The 16,586-nt window shown below is 67.0% G+C and carries 14 protein-coding genes; 8 read left to right on the top strand and 6 right to left on the bottom strand.

What is annotated here, in order from left to right; translation table 11 throughout:
* Positions 1-34 precede the first annotated feature (34 nt).
* Both ACSUZJ_RS12705 and ACSUZJ_RS12700 read right to left on the bottom strand, forming a co-directional pair.
* Positions 35-1,603 carry a GMC family oxidoreductase gene (locus tag ACSUZJ_RS12705; RefSeq protein WP_499408630.1) on the bottom strand — a complete coding sequence of 523 codons (1,569 nt, stop codon included), beginning with the start codon at positions 1,601-1,603 and terminating at the stop codon, positions 35-37.
* A 59-nt stretch (positions 1,604-1,662) separates the two neighbouring features.
* Positions 1,663-2,283, bottom strand: a complete 621-nt coding sequence (locus ACSUZJ_RS12700; RefSeq protein ID WP_499408628.1) for a twin-arginine translocation signal domain-containing protein — start codon at positions 2,281-2,283, stop codon at positions 1,663-1,665.
* Positions 2,284-2,456: 173 nt separating this feature from the next.
* Between ACSUZJ_RS12700 and ACSUZJ_RS12695 the strand changes: the two genes are divergently transcribed.
* Together ACSUZJ_RS12695 and ACSUZJ_RS12690 are read left to right on the top strand one after the other, a co-directional pair.
* Positions 2,457-2,765, top strand: a complete 309-nt coding sequence (locus ACSUZJ_RS12695; RefSeq protein ID WP_499408626.1) for a c-type cytochrome — start codon at positions 2,457-2,459, stop codon at positions 2,763-2,765.
* 394 nt (positions 2,766-3,159) lie between these two features.
* Positions 3,160-4,968 carry a tannase/feruloyl esterase family alpha/beta hydrolase gene (locus ACSUZJ_RS12690; RefSeq protein ID WP_499408624.1) on the top strand — a complete coding sequence of 603 codons (1,809 nt, stop codon included), beginning with the start codon at positions 3,160-3,162 and terminating at the stop codon, positions 4,966-4,968.
* 93 nt (positions 4,969-5,061) lie between these two features.
* Here ACSUZJ_RS12690 and ACSUZJ_RS12685 read toward each other — a convergent pair whose 3' ends face one another.
* On the bottom strand, positions 5,062-5,967 hold the full coding sequence (locus ACSUZJ_RS12685) for a dienelactone hydrolase family protein (protein ID WP_499408622.1): 906 nt from the start codon (positions 5,965-5,967) through the stop codon (positions 5,062-5,064).
* A gap of 266 nt (positions 5,968-6,233) precedes the next feature.
* On the opposite strand from ACSUZJ_RS12685, the gene ACSUZJ_RS12680 reads away from it, so the two are divergent.
* Both ACSUZJ_RS12680 and ACSUZJ_RS12675 read left to right on the top strand, forming a co-directional pair.
* Complete coding sequence (locus tag ACSUZJ_RS12680) at positions 6,234-7,235, top strand: aldo/keto reductase (protein WP_499408620.1); 1,002 nt, start codon at positions 6,234-6,236, stop codon at positions 7,233-7,235.
* A gap of 120 nt (positions 7,236-7,355) precedes the next feature.
* On the top strand, positions 7,356-9,035 hold the full coding sequence (locus tag ACSUZJ_RS12675; protein ID WP_499408618.1) for an AMP-binding protein: 1,680 nt from the start codon (positions 7,356-7,358) through the stop codon (positions 9,033-9,035).
* 28 nt (positions 9,036-9,063) lie between these two features.
* On the opposite strand, the gene ACSUZJ_RS12670 is transcribed toward ACSUZJ_RS12675, so the two are convergent.
* The gene (locus ACSUZJ_RS12670) at positions 9,064-9,405 is read right to left on the bottom strand and encodes a hypothetical protein (RefSeq protein ID WP_499408616.1); all 342 of its coding nucleotides are present in this window, start codon (positions 9,403-9,405) and stop codon (positions 9,064-9,066) included.
* A gap of 54 nt (positions 9,406-9,459) precedes the next feature.
* Positions 9,460-10,875: an SH3 domain-containing protein gene (locus ACSUZJ_RS12665; protein WP_499408614.1), complete on the bottom strand. Its 1,416-nt coding sequence runs from the start codon at positions 10,873-10,875 to the stop codon at positions 9,460-9,462.
* 156 nt (positions 10,876-11,031) lie between these two features.
* Here ACSUZJ_RS12665 and ACSUZJ_RS12660 point away from each other — a divergent pair, with 156 nt between their 5' ends.
* On the top strand, positions 11,032-11,721 hold the full coding sequence (locus ACSUZJ_RS12660) for a Rossmann-fold NAD(P)-binding domain-containing protein (RefSeq protein WP_499408612.1): 690 nt from the start codon (positions 11,032-11,034) through the stop codon (positions 11,719-11,721).
* Here the strand turns inward: ACSUZJ_RS12660 and ACSUZJ_RS12655 are convergent.
* Positions 11,718-12,185, bottom strand: a complete 468-nt coding sequence (locus ACSUZJ_RS12655) for a MarR family winged helix-turn-helix transcriptional regulator (protein WP_499408610.1) — start codon at positions 12,183-12,185, stop codon at positions 11,718-11,720. The two genes, ACSUZJ_RS12660 and ACSUZJ_RS12655, sit on opposite strands and share 4 nt — an antisense overlap.
* A 90-nt stretch (positions 12,186-12,275) precedes the next feature.
* Here ACSUZJ_RS12655 and ACSUZJ_RS12650 point away from each other — a divergent pair, with 90 nt between their 5' ends.
* From ACSUZJ_RS12650 to ACSUZJ_RS12640, 3 genes are all read left to right on the top strand, one after another.
* Entirely contained in the window at positions 12,276-13,112 is an 837-nt protein-coding gene (locus ACSUZJ_RS12650; RefSeq protein WP_499408608.1) for a p-hydroxycinnamoyl CoA hydratase/lyase, read from the top strand.
* 120 nt (positions 13,113-13,232) lie between these two features.
* Positions 13,233-14,678, top strand: coding sequence for an aldehyde dehydrogenase (locus tag ACSUZJ_RS12645; protein ID WP_499408606.1), 1,446 nt, complete (start codon positions 13,233-13,235; stop codon positions 14,676-14,678).
* Between the two features lie 12 nt (positions 14,679-14,690).
* Positions 14,691-16,553, top strand: coding sequence for a feruloyl-CoA synthase (locus ACSUZJ_RS12640; protein ID WP_499408604.1), 1,863 nt, complete (start codon positions 14,691-14,693; stop codon positions 16,551-16,553).
* The last annotated feature ends 33 nt before the right edge of the window (positions 16,554-16,586 follow it).

Below are 16,586 nucleotides of genomic sequence, written 5' to 3'. Positions count from 1 at the left end.
GAGTGTCGAAGTTCGCCACCGGGTGAGGTGACCCTTAAATCGCTTTCCTTGCCATCTGCTCGCGGATGTAATCCGCCTGGCGGATCGCGAGCGTCACGATCGTCAGCGTCGGGTTTTCCGCGCCGCTGGTCGTGAACTGGCTACCGTCCGAAATGAACAGGTTGTCGATATCGTGCGTCTGGCCCCACTTGTTGCATACGCTGTTACCCGCCTTGTCGCCCATGCGGCAGGTGCCCAGGTTATGGGTCGACGGGTAAGGCGGGGTGCGCATGGCCCTGATCGAGCCGGCCGCCTGGTAAATGCGCTCGCCCTGGGTAAAGGCGTGCTCGCGCATGGCCAGGTCGTTGGCATGGTCATCATAATGCACGTGCGGCACCGGCAGGCCCCACTGGTCCTTCACCTCGGTATTCAGGGTCACCCGGTTGCTTTCGCGGGGCATGTCTTCGCCGACGATCCACATGCCCGCCATATGGGTATAGTGTTCCATGAACCAGGCGAAATCGCCGCCCCAGCCGCCCGGGTTCATGAAGGCGGCCATGAAGGGAATGCCCAGCGAGATGGTTTCCATCTCGTAGCCGCCGGCAAAGCCGCGCTTCGGGTCATGCACCGCCTCGTCGCGGATGATGCCGGCCATCGTGGTGCCGCGGTACATGTGCACCGGCTGGTCGAAGACGCCGAAGACCGATCCCGTCAGGTGGCGCATGTAGTTGCGCCCGACCTGCCCGGACGAATTGGCCAGGCCATTCGGGAACATGGTCGACGCCGACAGCAACAGCAGGCGCGGCGTCTCGATCGAATTGCCGGCCACGCACACGATGCGCGCTTTCTGGCGCTGTTCCTTGCCGTGCTTGTCGAAATAGACGACACCGGTCACCTTGCCCCTGGCGTTGTGCTCGATGCGCGCGACGTGCGACTCGGTACGCAGGTCGAGATTACCGGTCGCTTCGGCCCTGGGGATCTCGGTATACAGCGTGGACCATTTCGCACCCGACTTGCAGCCCTGGAAGCAGAAACCGAGCTGCATGCAGCGCGCACGGTCGTCGCGCGGCACGCTGTTGATCGCCATGTTCCCGGTATGGCAGTCCTTGTAGCCGAGCTTCGTGGCGCCGGCATGCATCACCTTGAAATTATTGTTTCCGGGCAGGCCGGGAATGCCATTGGTCCGGGTGACGCCCATCTTGTTTTCGGCCTTGGCATAGTAGGGCTCCAGCTCCTTGAGCGTGACCGGCCAGTCGAGCAGGTTCGTATCGGGCAGCTCGCCATAGGTGGTTCGAACCCTGAACTCGTGCTCCTGCAGCCGCAGCGAGGCCCCGGCCCAGTGCGTGGTGGTGCCGCCCACGGTCTTGCATATCCAGGCCGGCAGGTTCGGAAAATCCCTGGCGATGCGCCAGTTGCCCGACGTGGTGCGCTTGTCCTGCCAGGACAGCTGGGCAAAGGCCTTCCATTCGTCGTTGATGAAACTGGCGTTCGACTGCCGCGCGCCGGCTTCGAGCACGACGACCTTGATGCCCTTCTGGCACAACTCGTTTGCCAGGGTGCCGCCGCCCGCGCCGGACCCGATGATGACGACGACCGAGTCGTCCTTGTGACTGATTTTTGCCATGCCTGTCTCCGCGATCTTTATTTATTTATATAAGTACAGCGCGCCGTTCAGCCCGTCCTCTACCCCATATAGGGCGGCGGACTGACTTCTTCCGGCGGCGCCGGCAGCCAGTTCAGGTCCTGGAAGCCGCGGGTGATATAGCCGCCCTTGTCCCAGGACGCGCCGGGATAACCAAACACCGCATACGCCATGTCGTTGTCGTAGATCGAGGTGACGCCCTGGGCGCGGACGGTATGGAAGAAGGGCGTTCCCTCCATGTCGGTGACGGCCTTCAGTTTCCTGCCGCCGTCCGCCTGGAGGAAGCTGCCGCCTGCCAGGCGATCCAGTTCCCTGATGCCGCTGCGCAGCTGGGCCGCGATGGCGGCGTCCCTGGCGGCGCCGGCGTCGAGGTCCTTGGCCAGCAGCGCATACACCGCATCCGGTAGTTTGTCGTGGGGATAAAGTACGCGCCCCATCTGCATCAGCACAGCGCCCTCGTCTTTTGTGAACCGTTTCAATGGCAGCGCCCAGGCGGGGCTGGGCGCCAGGGTAAACAGGACGCTGCTGCTCGCGATGGAACCCATCAGGACGGCGGAGCCCTTCAGGAATCCACGGCGCGTCAGGGGGACATTGACCTTGACGACTTCTCCAGAGGGCTCGTCGCAGGCCGTGGCGGCGCGCGAAATGGGAATGATGTTCATGGTGTCTCCGTGTAGTTGTTAGAGCGCCAGTCACGCTATTGCGCCTGCATCGGATTATTTCATCCAAAGCGAACTCGTTGGTAGTATCCACCTACTTACCCCGGGGTCAGAAGAGCGGGCTAGAATCGGAGCTCGGCAGCCACGGCTGCACACCATAAATTCGGAGACAAGAAATGAAACGATCGCTGTTGCTGTTGCCCGCGCTGTCCCTTCTCGCATCCACCGGCGCTTTCGCGCAGGCCGACCTGGCCAAGGAGAAGAACTGCATGGCCTGCCATGCCGTCGCGAGCAAGCTGGTCGGCCCCGCCTACAAGGAAGTGGCAGGCAGGTACGCGGGCCAGAAGGATGCGGAAACGAAGCTGGTGCAAAAGATCATGAAGGGCGGCTCGGGCGCATGGGGCCCGGTCCCGATGCCGGCCAACCCCCAGGTCAGCCAGGCCGAGGCGCACACCCTGGCAAAGTGGGTGCTGTCGCAAAAGTAAACCAGGGTTTCCCGGACGCTGCGGCGTCCGGGTCCACGGGCGGTTCCGGACACGCATGCCCACAATCCGGGCGAACAGGCCGCCTCCCCTTCCCGGCTCTCCCGCGACCGCTTCCTACGGCGCCCCACTCCAGCTTCCTCGCGCGCCGCTTGCGCCAGCTCAGCGACGCCGCTGCACGGCGAGAATAATCCAAGAGATACACGAAAAAGTGCATTCCGCCCGCAAAACCTGCGCGCCAGAATCGATGACAGCCGCGTCTCGCCGAGACGCGCGGCACGCCCGCTTTCCATGACAGGGAGGACCCGACCCGCAGGCTTCACGCAGGGCGCCGGCTAACGGCCACACCCAGAGCCGGCTCCGGCGCGCACGACCAACGCAGACATCTGGAGACACCATGCACCGCACGACGAACGGCAGCAAGCGCCATCCGGTTTTCCCGCTTACCGCGATCTTCTCCGCCCTCCTCGGCCTGTCGGCCTGTTCCAGCGACCACGACGACCCGCCGCCCGAACCGCCGCCTCCCCCGCCTGCCCTGCTGGCCTGCGACGACTCGATGAAGAGCGGATTCAGGCCGGATGCGAACACCACCGTCCTGCTGGTCAAGGCCTTCCGCAAGGGCGATCCCATCCTGCTGTCCGGCACTGCCACCGATTCCACCCCGGTCGCCGCCAACGACATCTGCCTGGTCAAGCTCAATGTCGGCCCCGGCAATCCAGGCCCGGCGGACGCTCCGTCCACCTCGCCGGGCATCGGCATCGAAGTCTGGCTGCCGACGACAGCCAACTGGAACAACCGCATCCACGTGCTGGGCGGCGGAGGCTGGGCCGGCGGCGCCCAGCGCTCGCTTACCGCGATCGGGGACGCCGGGGCCGCCGCCATTGCCGGCGTCGAGGGCGCGGTATCGGCCAGCACCGACACCGGGCACGTGAGCAATGCGGCTTCGCCCGGCGGCTCTTTCGCGATCAACCCGGACGGCACCATCAACACGGTGCTGTGGCGCGACTTCGCCGAGCGCAGCCTGCACGAGATGGCGCTCAAGACCAAGGCGCTCACCAGGGCCTTCTACGGCCGCGACGCGCGCCATGCCTACTGGGACGGCTTCTCGACCGGCGGGCGCCAGGGCATAAAGGAAGCGCAGGCCCATCCCGAGGATTTCGACGGCATCCTGGCCGGCGCCCCGGCGATGAACTGGTCGAAATTCCAGACTTCCCAGCTCTACATGCAGCTTGCCCAATTGCGCGACCTGGGCGCCAACATGACGCCAGCCCAGCTGAACCTGGTCTCGAACGCAGCCATCGCCGCCTGCGACGTGGTCGGCGGCCAGCACCTGGGCTATATTCCCGATCCGGGCCAGTGCCGCTACGATCCGACCGTCGACATCGACGTGCTGTGCCCGGCCAGCGGCGGCGTCAATACCAGCCCCGCGTGCGTCTCGACGGTCCAGGCCAACGTGATCAACAAGATGTGGTACGGGATCACGGACGACGGCAGCGTGCCGAGTCCAGCTCTTGATAACGGCTTCGCCCCGACGCTGGCCGACAGGCAGAAGTGGTACGGCCTGACCCGCGGCACCTCGCTGCTGGGACTGGGCGGGCCGACGCCGTTCGCCATCTCGACCGACTGGGTGGCGATCGAGCTGCAGAACCCGACCGTCGGCGGACCGCAACTGATCAACGCCACCGGCAATGGCGCCAACGGCTGGCGCTTCCTCAGCTATGCGCAGCTGGCGAACGCCTTCGAGCGCGGCGTGGCACTGGATCCGGCGTTTGGCTACATCAATACCGATAATCCCGACCTGACCAGGTTCCGCGACCGCGGCGCGAAGCTCATTTCCTACCATGGCCTGGCCGACCCGCTGATCTTCCCCCAGGGGACCATCCACTACTATGAGCGGGTGCTGGCGCAAATGGGCGGGCTCGCCGCCGTGCAGTCCTTCTACCGGCTCTACCTGGTGCCCGGCATGGGCCACGGCTTCTCGAACGGCACGGCCAACCCCGACGCGAACGTGCCGCTGCCCACGCGCGAGCAGCTTTATACGGCGCTCACCGACTGGGTCGAGAAAGGCACGGCGCCGGGCACGCTGACGGCGCAGACGGCCGCAACGGCGCCAACGCCACGCAGCCGGCCGCTCTGCCTGTATCCGCTCAAGGCGGTGTACACGGGCGGCGACCCGAACCTGGCGGCGAGCTATACCTGCGGCTAGGCCTGCGCTTCGGGCGCCGGAAGCCGCCAGTCCGGCGCCCTTCGCCGCCCGGCGCTCACGGCACCGCAACGCCTGGCGGCTGCGTGCTTTGCTTCAGGTAGCGTTGCGCGGGGCCTTGCCTCCGGGTCCCGCGCCAGCGCCAACGGCCGGGCGCGATCCCAGGAAGAGCAGCGGCACGGCAACCCGCGCCGGCGTCACGTTGCGCGCGGCGTCCTTGCCGCCGTCGACGAGCTCCGAGTAACCGTCCAGCGAGCCGTCGAGGCTGACGAGTGCCCTGATGCGGCGATCCCGGGCGGCGGCGACCACGTTCGACAGCCCGCCCCAGCTGAAACCCACGACCGCGACCCTGCTCGCGTCGGCCTGCGGCAGAGCGCCTGCATGGCCGACCAGCCAGGAGATGTCCCGGGCCTGGGTTTCCAGGCCCTCGACCGTGAGCGTCGGCGTGCGCCTGTGCTCGTCCAGCGAAGCGCTGGACAGGACGATGTAGCCGTGGCTCGCCAGGTACTCGCACAGGTCCGCGTTCTCGAACGCGTTTCCGGAAAAGCCGGGCGCATAGATCACCACCGGAAAGCTGCCCTTCCTCGCCGGGGCATCGCGTACCGCCAGCATCGGCCGGGACAGGTCGCGCAGCAGCGCGGCGCGGCGCGTGCCGGCGCACTCGTCGATGCCGGCTTGCGTCCGGCGCTTCACTTCGGCGCGGCTGCGCGCGAAGTCGTCCTCGGTCGGCCCGGTCTCCAGGTAGTCGCGGAAGGTCTGGCGCCTGCCGCCGGCGTCGGCCGGGTACCAGACGATGGCCTGGACCGGACGCGCCCGTTCGCCCTGCGCCGCCTCGCCGGTGTACTGGTCGACTGCCGTCTTGTAGAGGCGCGAGCGGTCATACTGCTGTACGACCTTCACGCCGACAGTGTGCGGGCCGGGCGGGCTGGTGAATGTGAAGGTGTCGGCCGCGTGGGCAGCCATCGTGGTGCACAGGAGCAGGGAAACAAGGATACGTGGCATCCGTGGCGCTTCGGCGAGGGTTGACGGGCATGCGGCATGGCGACGCGTGCTGCTACTTCTTGCCTTGGCCGAACTAGAATAAATTGTCTAGCTAAAAGTGTCTAGATAAATTTCTCTCATACCCCTTGCATGCCGCCGGTACGACATGAATACCGGACGGCGTCGCTTGTCCCTCGCCCTTCAACCGTGCGCCCGCGCTGCCGGTGTAGCATGAGCCGGCGGGGCGGCACGCCCTCATCGACTATCCGAACAAGAAAGGACCAAAGGTGAACCAGCGCTATCGACCGATCACGCGCCTGGGCCTGGGCGGCACCGGGCTGGGCGACATGTACCACACGACGAGCGACGAGGCAGCCCATGCCACCGTCGACGCCGCCTGGGAAGCGGGCATCCGCTACTTCGACACCGCCCCGCACTACGGCGCCGGCCTGTCCGAGCACCGCTTCGGCATGGCGCTGCGGCGCCGTCCGCGCGAGGAATTCACGCTCTCGACCAAGGTCGGGCGCCTCCTCGTGCCCCACCACCCCGGCGAAATCCAGAGTCCCTTCGTGTCCGCGATGCCCTTCAGGCGCGTCGCCGACTACACGGGCGACGGCGTGCGCCGTTCGGTCGAGGACAGCCTGCAGCGCCTGGCGCTCGGCCACATCGACATCGTCTACGTGCACGACCTCTCGCCCGACCATTTCAGCCGCGACGACTTCGAGCACCATTTCCGCATCGCGGCCGGCCGCGGCGGCGCCTTCGAGGGACTGGTGAAACTGCGCGAGGAAGGCGTCATCAAGGGCTGGGGCATGGGCGTGAACACGGTCGAGCCCTGCATGCGGGCACTGCAGGCATCGGATCCGGACGTCTTCCTGCTGGCCGGACGCTATACGCTGATGGAAACCACGCCGCTGCAGGACTTCTTCCCGCTGTGCGCCCAACGCGGCGCCAGCGTGGTGGTGGGCGGGCCGTTCAACTCGGGCTTCCTGGCCGGCGGCGACCATTACGACTACCAGCCGGCCAAACCCGGGCAGCGCGCCCACCGCGAGCGGCTGCGCCAGGTGGCGGCGCGCCACAACGTCGACCTGGCGGCCGCGGCCCTGCAGTTCGGGCTGGCGCATCCGGTGGTCTCGGCCACGATTCCGGGCGCCAGCAGCCCCGAGCACCTGCGCCGCAACGCCACCCTGCTGCACATCGAGATCCCGGCCGTGTTCTGGGAAGAACTGCTGGACGAAGGGCTATTGCCGCCGAGTGCGCCGATTCCACCGAGAAAAACGGTACTATAGGCGCCAGCATCAGCGCAAGAGGCCGCTTCAAGACGGCCCGCTTGCCCGGACCCGGCAGCGCCCGGCCCGGGCACGCCTCCTCATTGGCATCGTCCTCGACAAAAACGACATGGAGACAACATGCAATCCAAGCTCAGCTACGTGCACGGCGCGCACGACCTGCCCCTCATCGGCGACACCATCGGCCTCTTCCTGAAGAATATCGCGGCGCGCCACGGCGACAACGACGCCCTGGTCGTCCCGCACCAGGACGTGCGCTGGACCTACCGCGAATTCGACGAGCGCGTGACGCGCCTGGCCGCCGGCCTCCTGAAGCTCGGCCTGCAGCCCGGCGACCGGGTCGGCATCTGGTCGCAGAACTGCGCCGAATGGGTGCTGGTGCAGTTCGCCACCGCCCGCGCCGGCCTCATCATGGTCAACATCAACCCGGCCTACCGCCGCGCCGAACTCGAGTACGTGCTGGGCAAGGTCGGCTGCGCCGCCCTGATCCTGTCCCCAAGCTTCAAGACCAGCGACTACATCGGCATGGTGCAGGACGTCGTGCCCGAGATCCGCGACGCCCGGCCGTCGATGTTGCGCTCCACCAGGCTGCCCGATCTGCGCCACGTGATCCGCCTGGGCAGCGAGCAAACCCCGGGCATGCTCAACTTCGACGCGCTGATGGCGGAGCCCGCGCCGGCACAACTGGAGCAGCTGGCGCGGCTGGAATCCGAGCTGCAGTTCGACGAAGCGGTGAACATCCAGTTCACCTCGGGCACCACCGGTTCGCCCAAGGGCGCGACGCTGACCCACCATAACATCCTGAACAACGGCTTCTTCATCGGCGAGGCGATGAAGCTGGGCGCGCGCGACCGCCTCTGCATCCCGGTCCCCCTGTACCACTGCTTCGGCATGGTGCTGGGCAACCTGGCCTGCGTGACGCATGGCGCCACCATGGTGTTTCCTGGCGAAGGCTTCGAGCCGAAATCGGTGCTGGAAACCGTGCAGCGCGAACGCTGCACCGGCCTGCACGGGGTGCCGACCATGTTCATCGCTCTGCTCGACCATCCCGACTTCGCCGACTACGACCTGTCGACCCTGAGGACCGGGATCATGGCCGGCTCGCCCTGCCCGGCCGAGGTGATGAGCCGCGTCATCAGCCGCATGCACATGTCCGAGATCACGATCGCCTACGGCAAGACCGAGACCTCGCCGGTCAGCTTCCAGAGTTCGACCGACGACCCGGTGGCGCTGCGCGTGTCGACCATCGGCCGCGTGCACCCGCACCTGGAAGTCAAGATCGTCGACGCCGAGGGTCGCATCGTGCCGCGTGGCGTGAAAGGCGAACTGCTCACGCGTGGCTATTCGGTGATGCTGGGCTACTGGGGCGACGAGGAAAAGACGCGCGAGGCGATCGACGCGGCGCGCTGGATGCACACCGGCGACCTGGCGGTGATCGACGAAAACGGTTTTGCGGCGATCGTCGGACGCGCCAAGGACATGGTGATCCGCGGGGGCGAAAACATCTACCCGCGCGAGGTCGAGGAATTCCTGTACCGCCATCCGAAGGTGCTGGACGTGCAGTGCGTCGGCGTGCCGGACGCGAAGTTCGGCGAGGAGCTGTGCGCCTGCATCATCCTGCGCCCCGGGATGGAAGCGGATGCCGACGAGATCCGCGATTTCTGCAAGGGCCAGATCGCCCACTACAAGATCCCGCGCCATGTACGCTTCGTCGAGAGCTTCCCGATGACGGTGACGGGCAAGATCCAGAAGTACCTGCTGCGCGAGCAGATGACGACGGACCTGGGGCTGGCGGGCTGAGCGCAATGAGCGGACCTCGGCCGCGGTCTCAATCGCGGTCGCCGGCGGGCAGCGCCGCGTACCATGCGGCGTATGGCGTGTTGGCCACCAGCCTGCGGTTGTAGTCGGGCGCGCCATCGTGCCACCACACGGGGCCGCGCTCGCCCAGGGCGTGCTTGGCCGCGTCGACCTCGGCGCGGGCGCGGCGCTCGGCGTCCTTGTCGCCCGCTTTCACGGCGATTCCGACCTGGCGGCGGGCGCGCATCAACTGGTCGACCAGTTGCTGGCGCAGGCCGGGGTCGAGCTGCGGGTTACTGAGGCGCCAAAGGCGGCCTTTAACGACGAAATAGCGTCCGTCCGGGGTGCGGGGATGTTCCTGGGCTGCTGGCATGGCCCGACTGTAGCGCAAGGCACGCAAGGCCGTCGCCGCGCTCCCCGGTCGCGCCTAGCGCCCGGTCACGTGCACCAGGCTCGTCATCGCATCCACGTACAGGGTCTTGTCGTCCGCGTAGAGCGGCAGCAGCGGCGTGACCGCGACCTGGTTCAGCTTGGTCTTGCGGACCTGGCCGGTTCCGGGGTCCTTGAATACCGCATAGGGCACGTCCTGGATCACGTAAGGTTCGCCGTCGACGTGGCCGATGATCATCAGCACGTGGCCGGGGACGACGACCAGGTCGCCCACCTGCGCCCCCTTCAGGGCCAGCACCCGGTCGGCGTGGCTGTCCTGATCGGTAAAGCGCCGGTGCCGGAAAGCCGCGCTCGAACCTTGCAGGCCCGAATTGGGCGGCAACAGCAGCCCCATGCTGCGGTAGACCTCGCTCGTCAGGCCGGAGCAGTCGCGCGCATTGAACTGGTGGCCCCAGCCGTAACGCTCGCCCAGGAACTTGAAGGCCTGGCGGATGATGTTGGCCTGGGTCAGCGGCAGGTAGCCCGGCGCGCTGTCGGCGCTACGGCGCAGCAAGGCGGGCTTGAAGGCGAGTCTGCCGTCGTCGCCGCGCACCGGCACTTCCAGGGCCCAGGACGCATAGGCGCTCGCGCCGTTCACGGGTTCTCCGGCGCGGACATCGGCAAACGGCAAGGCGGTTCCCATGTCCAGCAAGAGTTCGGACACCTCGGGCGCCTCGGGCGTGAAGACGGTGCGCACCTGGTCGCCGGTGACGACCCGGCCGGGCGCCCGGGCCGCATACCCGAATACTTCCTTGCTCGGGCCTTCGGCGATGTCATTCGCGCGCACCCAGGCCGGGCCCTGGCTCGACATCGCCAGCAGCCAGTGGCGGTCCGCACTCGTATGCAGGATGACGACCGGCTCGCCCGGAAACAGCATGCCGGACTGCAGGCTCTCGTAGTCGCGCTGGCCGGCGGCGGCGTGGAAGATGCGCTCCGTCGGCAGGATGCGCAGCTGGGCGCGGCGCACGCTCAGGCCGTAGCGCGCCGGCGTCTGGGCAGCAATGCGATCGGAGGCGGTATTGCGGCGGATGGCGGCGAGCGCCGATTCAGCCACCGGCTTGCCAGCTTCGTCGACGCCGATCTTCACCACCGACTGCCCGGCCTGCCTGATCCATTCCAGCACCTGCTCGCGGCTGACGTTTGCCGGGAGCCGCTGCAGGTCGACGAAACCGCCGTCCGGACCATGGACGCGGGCGCGCTTGGCCGCGGTGTCGCGCGCGTCGAGCAGCACCGCATCCGGATCGGGCAGGCGGCGGATCCAGAATTCGGGGGACAGCATGGCTTCGTCGAATGCGGGGATGCCGGAACGCGAGACGGTACGCTGGACACTATCGTCCGCCATGCCCGGCGCGGGGCTGGCGCAAGCCGCCGCGAGGATCAGGCTCAATGTGCGCAGGTGTGTCCCCGTCTTCATCGTTCGCCTCCGTTCTGGATGCGCCTAGTTTAGCTGAAGTTAGCCGACATAATCGACGGTCGGGCTCCAATGTCAGTGCCCGGCCGGGATATGGATTAAGCTGGCGGCAAGCGCCGGGCAAGCCGGCACTGCCCAGTCCAACCAACAAGGAGATGCATGCCTGACTATCCCCATCCCCGCAGGGTCCTGCTCGCCGGCGCCACCGGGCTGGTCGGAGGACATATTCTCCAGGCCCTGCTCGCCGACCAGGCCGTGGGCGACATCCACGTGCTCAGCCGGCGCGATCTCCCCCGGTCCGATCCCAGGATGCACGTGCACATCGTCGATTTCGCCGCCCTGCCGTCCTTGCCGAGTGTCGACGAGGTCTACCTGGCCCTGGGTACGACGATCCGGGTCGCGGGGAGCCAGCAGGCCTTCCGGGCGGTCGACCTCGAGGCCAACCTTGCGGTGGCCAGGGCTGCCGTCGCGGCAGGCGCCACGCGCGCCGGCCTGGTGAGCGCGGTCGGCGCCGACGCGAAGTCGCCAGTGTTCTATAACCGCGTCAAGGGCGAACTGGAGGACGCGCTCGAGCCGCTGTTTTCGACCCTGGTGATTGCGCATCCCTCGCTCCTGCTCGGCGATCGGGGCAGCCTGAAGCAGCCGGTCCGCTGGGGCGAAAGGATTGCCGCTCCCCTTGCGCGCCTGCTGTCGCCGTTCCTGCCTGGGCGCTACGTGCCGGTCCAGGCGAAGGCTGTCGCACTCGCGCTGGTCCGGACGGTTCCTGTCGTCCAGGGTGTCAAGGTGCTCCCTTCCGATGAACTGGCGAACCATGCACTGCCAGCCAAAAAAGGCATGAAGGCGTCTTAGATCCCCTGCACGCTCAGCGCCCGCACCGCCCCGCGCAGCTGCGCCTGCAACGTCGCCCTCTGCTCCTCATCCAGGTCCGGGAACATCTGGCGCTCGGTGTCCGCGACGTGGACGTCGCACTCGGCCAGCACCGCCTCGCCCGCCTCGGTCAGCCCGATCTGGATGATGCGCCCGTGCGTCGGGTCCGGCGTGCGCGCAATCCACCCCTTCCCCTCCATCTGCTTGACCATCTCGTTCGCCGATTGCGGCGAGGTCATCGTCCGCATGGCCAGCTGCGCGTTCGACAGCGAGCCGTGGGCGCGGAACACCGACAGCGCCGTGTACTGCGGCACGCTCAGGCCGCAGGGCGCCAGGGCGTCGCGCAGGCGCTGCTTCAACACATGGTCGAGACGGCCGACCAGGTAGGCCAGACCGCTAGGGCCAGGCGCCTTCATAGGCGCCGATAATTTTTTTGCAGTGTTCATAAAAAGCTACTTGTAAAGCGAATCAGGTGCGTATAGTATAAGGCACATATCAGGCAGCCTGATAACAAATTTCTACTGAGGAGACATTGTATGTCCAAATACGAAGCGCGCTGGCAAACCGTCAAGGTGGATGTGGAGAACGGTATCGGCTGGATCACCCTGAACCGTCCGGAGAAGCGCAATGCGATGAGCCCGACGCTGAACCGCGAGATGATCGACGTGCTCGAAACCCTCGAGCTCGACGACGAGGCCCAGGTCATCGTCCTGACCGGCGCCGGCGACGCCTGGACCGCGGGGATGGACTTGAAAGAGTATTTCCGCGAGACCGACGGCAAGCCCGAGATCACCCAGGAGCGCATCCGCCGCGATTGTTCCCAGTGGCAGTGGAAGCTGCTGCGCATGTACAGCAAGGCGACCATCGCCATGGTCAACGGCTGGTGCTTCGGCGGCGCCTTCTCGCCGCTGGTGGCCTGCGACCTGGCCATTGCCGCCGACGACGCCGTGTTCGGCCTGTCGGAAGTGAACTGGGGCATCCCGCCGGGCAACCTGGTCAGCAAGGCCGTGGCCGACACCATGGGCCACCGCAACGCCCTGCACTACATCATGACCGGCGACACCTTCACCGGCAAGGAAGCGGCCGCCATGGGCCTGATCAACAAGAGCGTGCCGAAGGAAGAACTGCGCAACGCCGTGATCGAACTGGCGAACAAGCTGCTGGAAAAGAACCCGGTGGTGCTGCGTTACGCCAAGATCGGCTTCAAGCGCTGCCGCGAACTGACCTGGGAGCAAGGCGAGGACTACCTCTACGCCAAGACCGACCAGTCGAACTACCGCGACCCGGAAAAAGGCCGCAAGGAAGGCCTGAAGCAGTTCCTGGACGACAAGACCATCAAGCCGGGCCTGCAGACCTACAAGCGGAACGCCTGAAACAGCGAAAAAAATCCGCACGCGAATAACAGAACAATAATAATGGTGGCGGCCCACGTCCTGCGTGCGGCCGCCTTCTATCCAGCGCATTCTCATTCGATAAACCAGAGGAGACCTCTGATGTTCCAGACCGATCTGCTGATTGGCGGGGAAACCCGCGCAGCTTCGAACGGCGCCAGCTTCGAGCGCCGTAATCCCGCCACCGGCGAAGTCGCCACCCGCGCCGCCGCCGCCACCCTCGACGACGTCGACGCCGCCATCGCCGCGGCGCAGGCGGCCTTCCCCGCATGGTCGGCCATGCTGCCGGGCGCGCGGCGTGCCTTGTTGCTGAAAGCCGCAGACAAGATGGAAGCCCTGCGCAGCCAGTTCGTCGAGGCGGCCGTCGAGGAAGCCGGCGGCGCGCCGGTGTGGTACCAGTTCAACGTGACCCTGGCCGCCAACATGCTGCGCGAAGCGGCGGCGATGACGACCCAGATCGCCGGCGAGGTGATCCCCTCGGATGTGCCGGGTTCGCTCGCCATGGGCGTGCGCCAGCCCTGCGGCGTGGTGGTCGGGATCGCGCCCTGGAACGCGCCGGTGATCCTGGGTACGCGCGCGGTGGCGATGCCTCTGGCCTGCGGCAACACCGTGATCCTGAAAGCCTCCGAGATGTGCCCGCAACTGCACCGCCTGATCGGCCAGGTGTTCGTCGACGCCGGCTTCCCGGCGGGCGTGGTGAACTTCATCACGAATGCCCCGGACGACGCGCCGACGGTCGTGGAGCGCCTGATCGCCCACCCGGCCGTGCGCCGCGTGAACTTCACCGGCTCGACCAAGGTCGGCCGCATCATCGCCCAGACCGCCGCCAAATACCTCAAGCCGGTGCTGCTGGAACTGGGCGGCAAGAACCCGGTCGTGGTGCTGGACGACGCCGATCTCGATGCCGCCGTCGAAGCAGCCGCCTTCTCGGCCTTCTTCAACCAGGGCCAGATCTGCATGTCGGCCGACCGCATCCTGGTCGACGCCAAGGTCGCCGATGAGTTCACCCGCAAGCTGGCCGCCAAGACCGCGACCCTGAAGGCCGCGCGCAGCGATGCGCCGCTGGCCGGCATGGTCGACCCGGCCGCAGCGAACCGTGTGGAGGCCATGCTGCAGGACGCGCGCGAGCGCGGCGCCAGCGTCACGCAAGCGCAGCAAGGCGTGGATGGCAACATCATGCAGCCGGCCATCGTCGACAAGGTCACGCCCGAGATGCTGGTCTACCAGGAAGAATCCTTCGGCCCCATCGTCTCGGTGCTCCGTTTTGAATCCGACGAGGAAGCGATCCGCCTGGCCAATGACAGCGAGTACGGCCTGTCCTCGGCGGTGTTCAGCCGCGACATCGGCCGCGCGATGGCGGTGGCCCAGCGCATCGAGTCGGGCATCTGCCACATCAACGGCCCGACCGTGCACGACGAGGCGCAGATGCCCTTCGGCGGCGTGAAAGGCAGCGGCTACGGACGCTTCGGCGGCAAGGCGGCGATTGCCGAGTTCACCGACCTGCGCTGGATCACGGTCCAGACCACCCCGCGCCACTACCCGATCTGAGCGGAGGCCGCCATGACCCAATCGACGATTGAGGCAGGCGGCAGCGGTGTGAAGCGTCGCCACGTCGAGCTCGGGAATCCCGAGGTCGCAGCGTTCCAGGTGGGCGACACCTGGCACGTGGACGCCGTCACGCCGCTCGAGCCCGTGCCGCCGCGCTTCACCGACCGCCTGGTCGAAGGCGCGCAGAAATACCCGGACCGCACCCTGGTCGCGCAGCGCGGCCCGGATGGCGAGTGGATTCGCCTGTCCTACGCCGACGTGCTGCAGCGCGTGCGCCGCATCGGCCAGGCCCTGCTCGAGCGCGGCCTGAACGAGGACCGGCCGCTGGTCATCCTGTCCGGGAACGACCTCGAGCACTTCCAGCTCGCGCTCGGCGCCATGTACGCGGGCGTGCCCTATTCGCCGCTGTCGCCGGCCTACTCGCTGGTGGCGACCGATCCGGCCAAGCTGCGCGACCTGATCGAACAGCTCACGCCGGGCGCGATCTACGCGTCGGACGGCAAGGCCTTTGCGCGCGCCATCGACGCCGTGCTGCCGGACGGCGTGGAGCTGATCCTGGCCGGCGGCGACGTCGCGGGCCGCAGCGCGACCAGCCTCGCCTCGCTGCTGGAGACGGAACCCACCACCATCGACGTGCGCAACGCCCAGGTCGGCCCTTCGACCATCGCCAAGTTCCTGTTCACCTCGGGCTCGACCAAGAAACCGAAGGCGGTGATCACCACCCACGGCATGCTCTGCAGTAACCAGCAGATGCTGCTCCAGACCTTCCCCTTCCTCGGCCTGGCCCCGCCGGTGCTGCTCGACTGGCTGCCCTGGAACCACACTTTTGGCGGCAGCCACAACGTCGGCATCGTGCTCTACAACGGCGGCACGCTGTACATCGACGACGGCCGCGCCACGCGCCAGGATTTCGGACGCACCCTGCGCAACCTGCGCGAGATCGCACCGACCGTCTACTTCAACATCCCTGCCGGCTTCGAGATGCTGGCCGAGGCGCTCGAAACCGACGACGTCCTGGCCGCCAACTTCTTCTCGCAGGTGAAGCTGTTCTTCTGCGCCGGCGCCGGCCTGTCCCAGGCCTGCTGGGACCATCTCGACGCGGTGGCATTGAAGCGTTGCGGCGAGACCATCCGCATCATGACCGGCCTGGGCATGACCGAGACCTCTCCCTCCTGCACCTTCGGCACCGGGCCGATCGTGAAAGCGGGCTACGTCGGCGTGCCGGCGCCCGGCTGCAAGGTCAAGCTGGTCCCGGTCGGCGACAAGCTCGAGGCGCGCTTCCACGGCCCCCACGTCACCCCGGGCTACTGGCGTGCGCCCCACCTGACCGCCGAGGCCTTCGACGAGGACGGCTACTACTGCACCGGCGACGCCCTGCGCTTCGTCGACCCGAGCCAGCCGACGCTGGGCTTCATGTTCGACGGGCGCATCGCCGAGGACTTCAAGCTCAGCTCGGGGACTTTTGTCAGCGTCGGGCCGCTGCGCGCACGCGTCATCAGCCAAGGCGCACCCTATGTGCAGGACGCGGTGGTGACGGGCCTGAACCGCGCCACGATCGGGCTGCTGGTCTTCCCGCGCCTGGACCACTGCACCGAACTCTCGGGCCTGCCGGCCGGTACGCCTGCCGCCGAGGTGCTGGCCAGCGAACCGGTGCGCAGCCACTTCAAGCGCCTGCTCGACACGCTGAACGTCGACGCCAGCGGCTCCTCGAAGCGGATCGAACGGATGCTGCTGCTGTCCGAGCCGCCTTCGATCGACCACCGCGAGCAGACCGACAAGGGGTCGATCAACCAGGCCGCGGTATTGAACCGGCGCGCGGCCCTGGTCGATGCGATGTACGACGGAACGGAGACTCAGACCATTGTGAGCAACTGAGAGCAGCTAGCGGCACCTATACCTACAACGAGG

Source organism: Telluria sp. B2, assembly GCF_051789535.1.
Lineage (GTDB): Bacteria > Pseudomonadota > Gammaproteobacteria > Burkholderiales > Burkholderiaceae_D > Telluria.
Note: the sequence above shows the minus strand (reverse complement) of the source record. Positions and strands in the feature narration are given on the sequence as shown.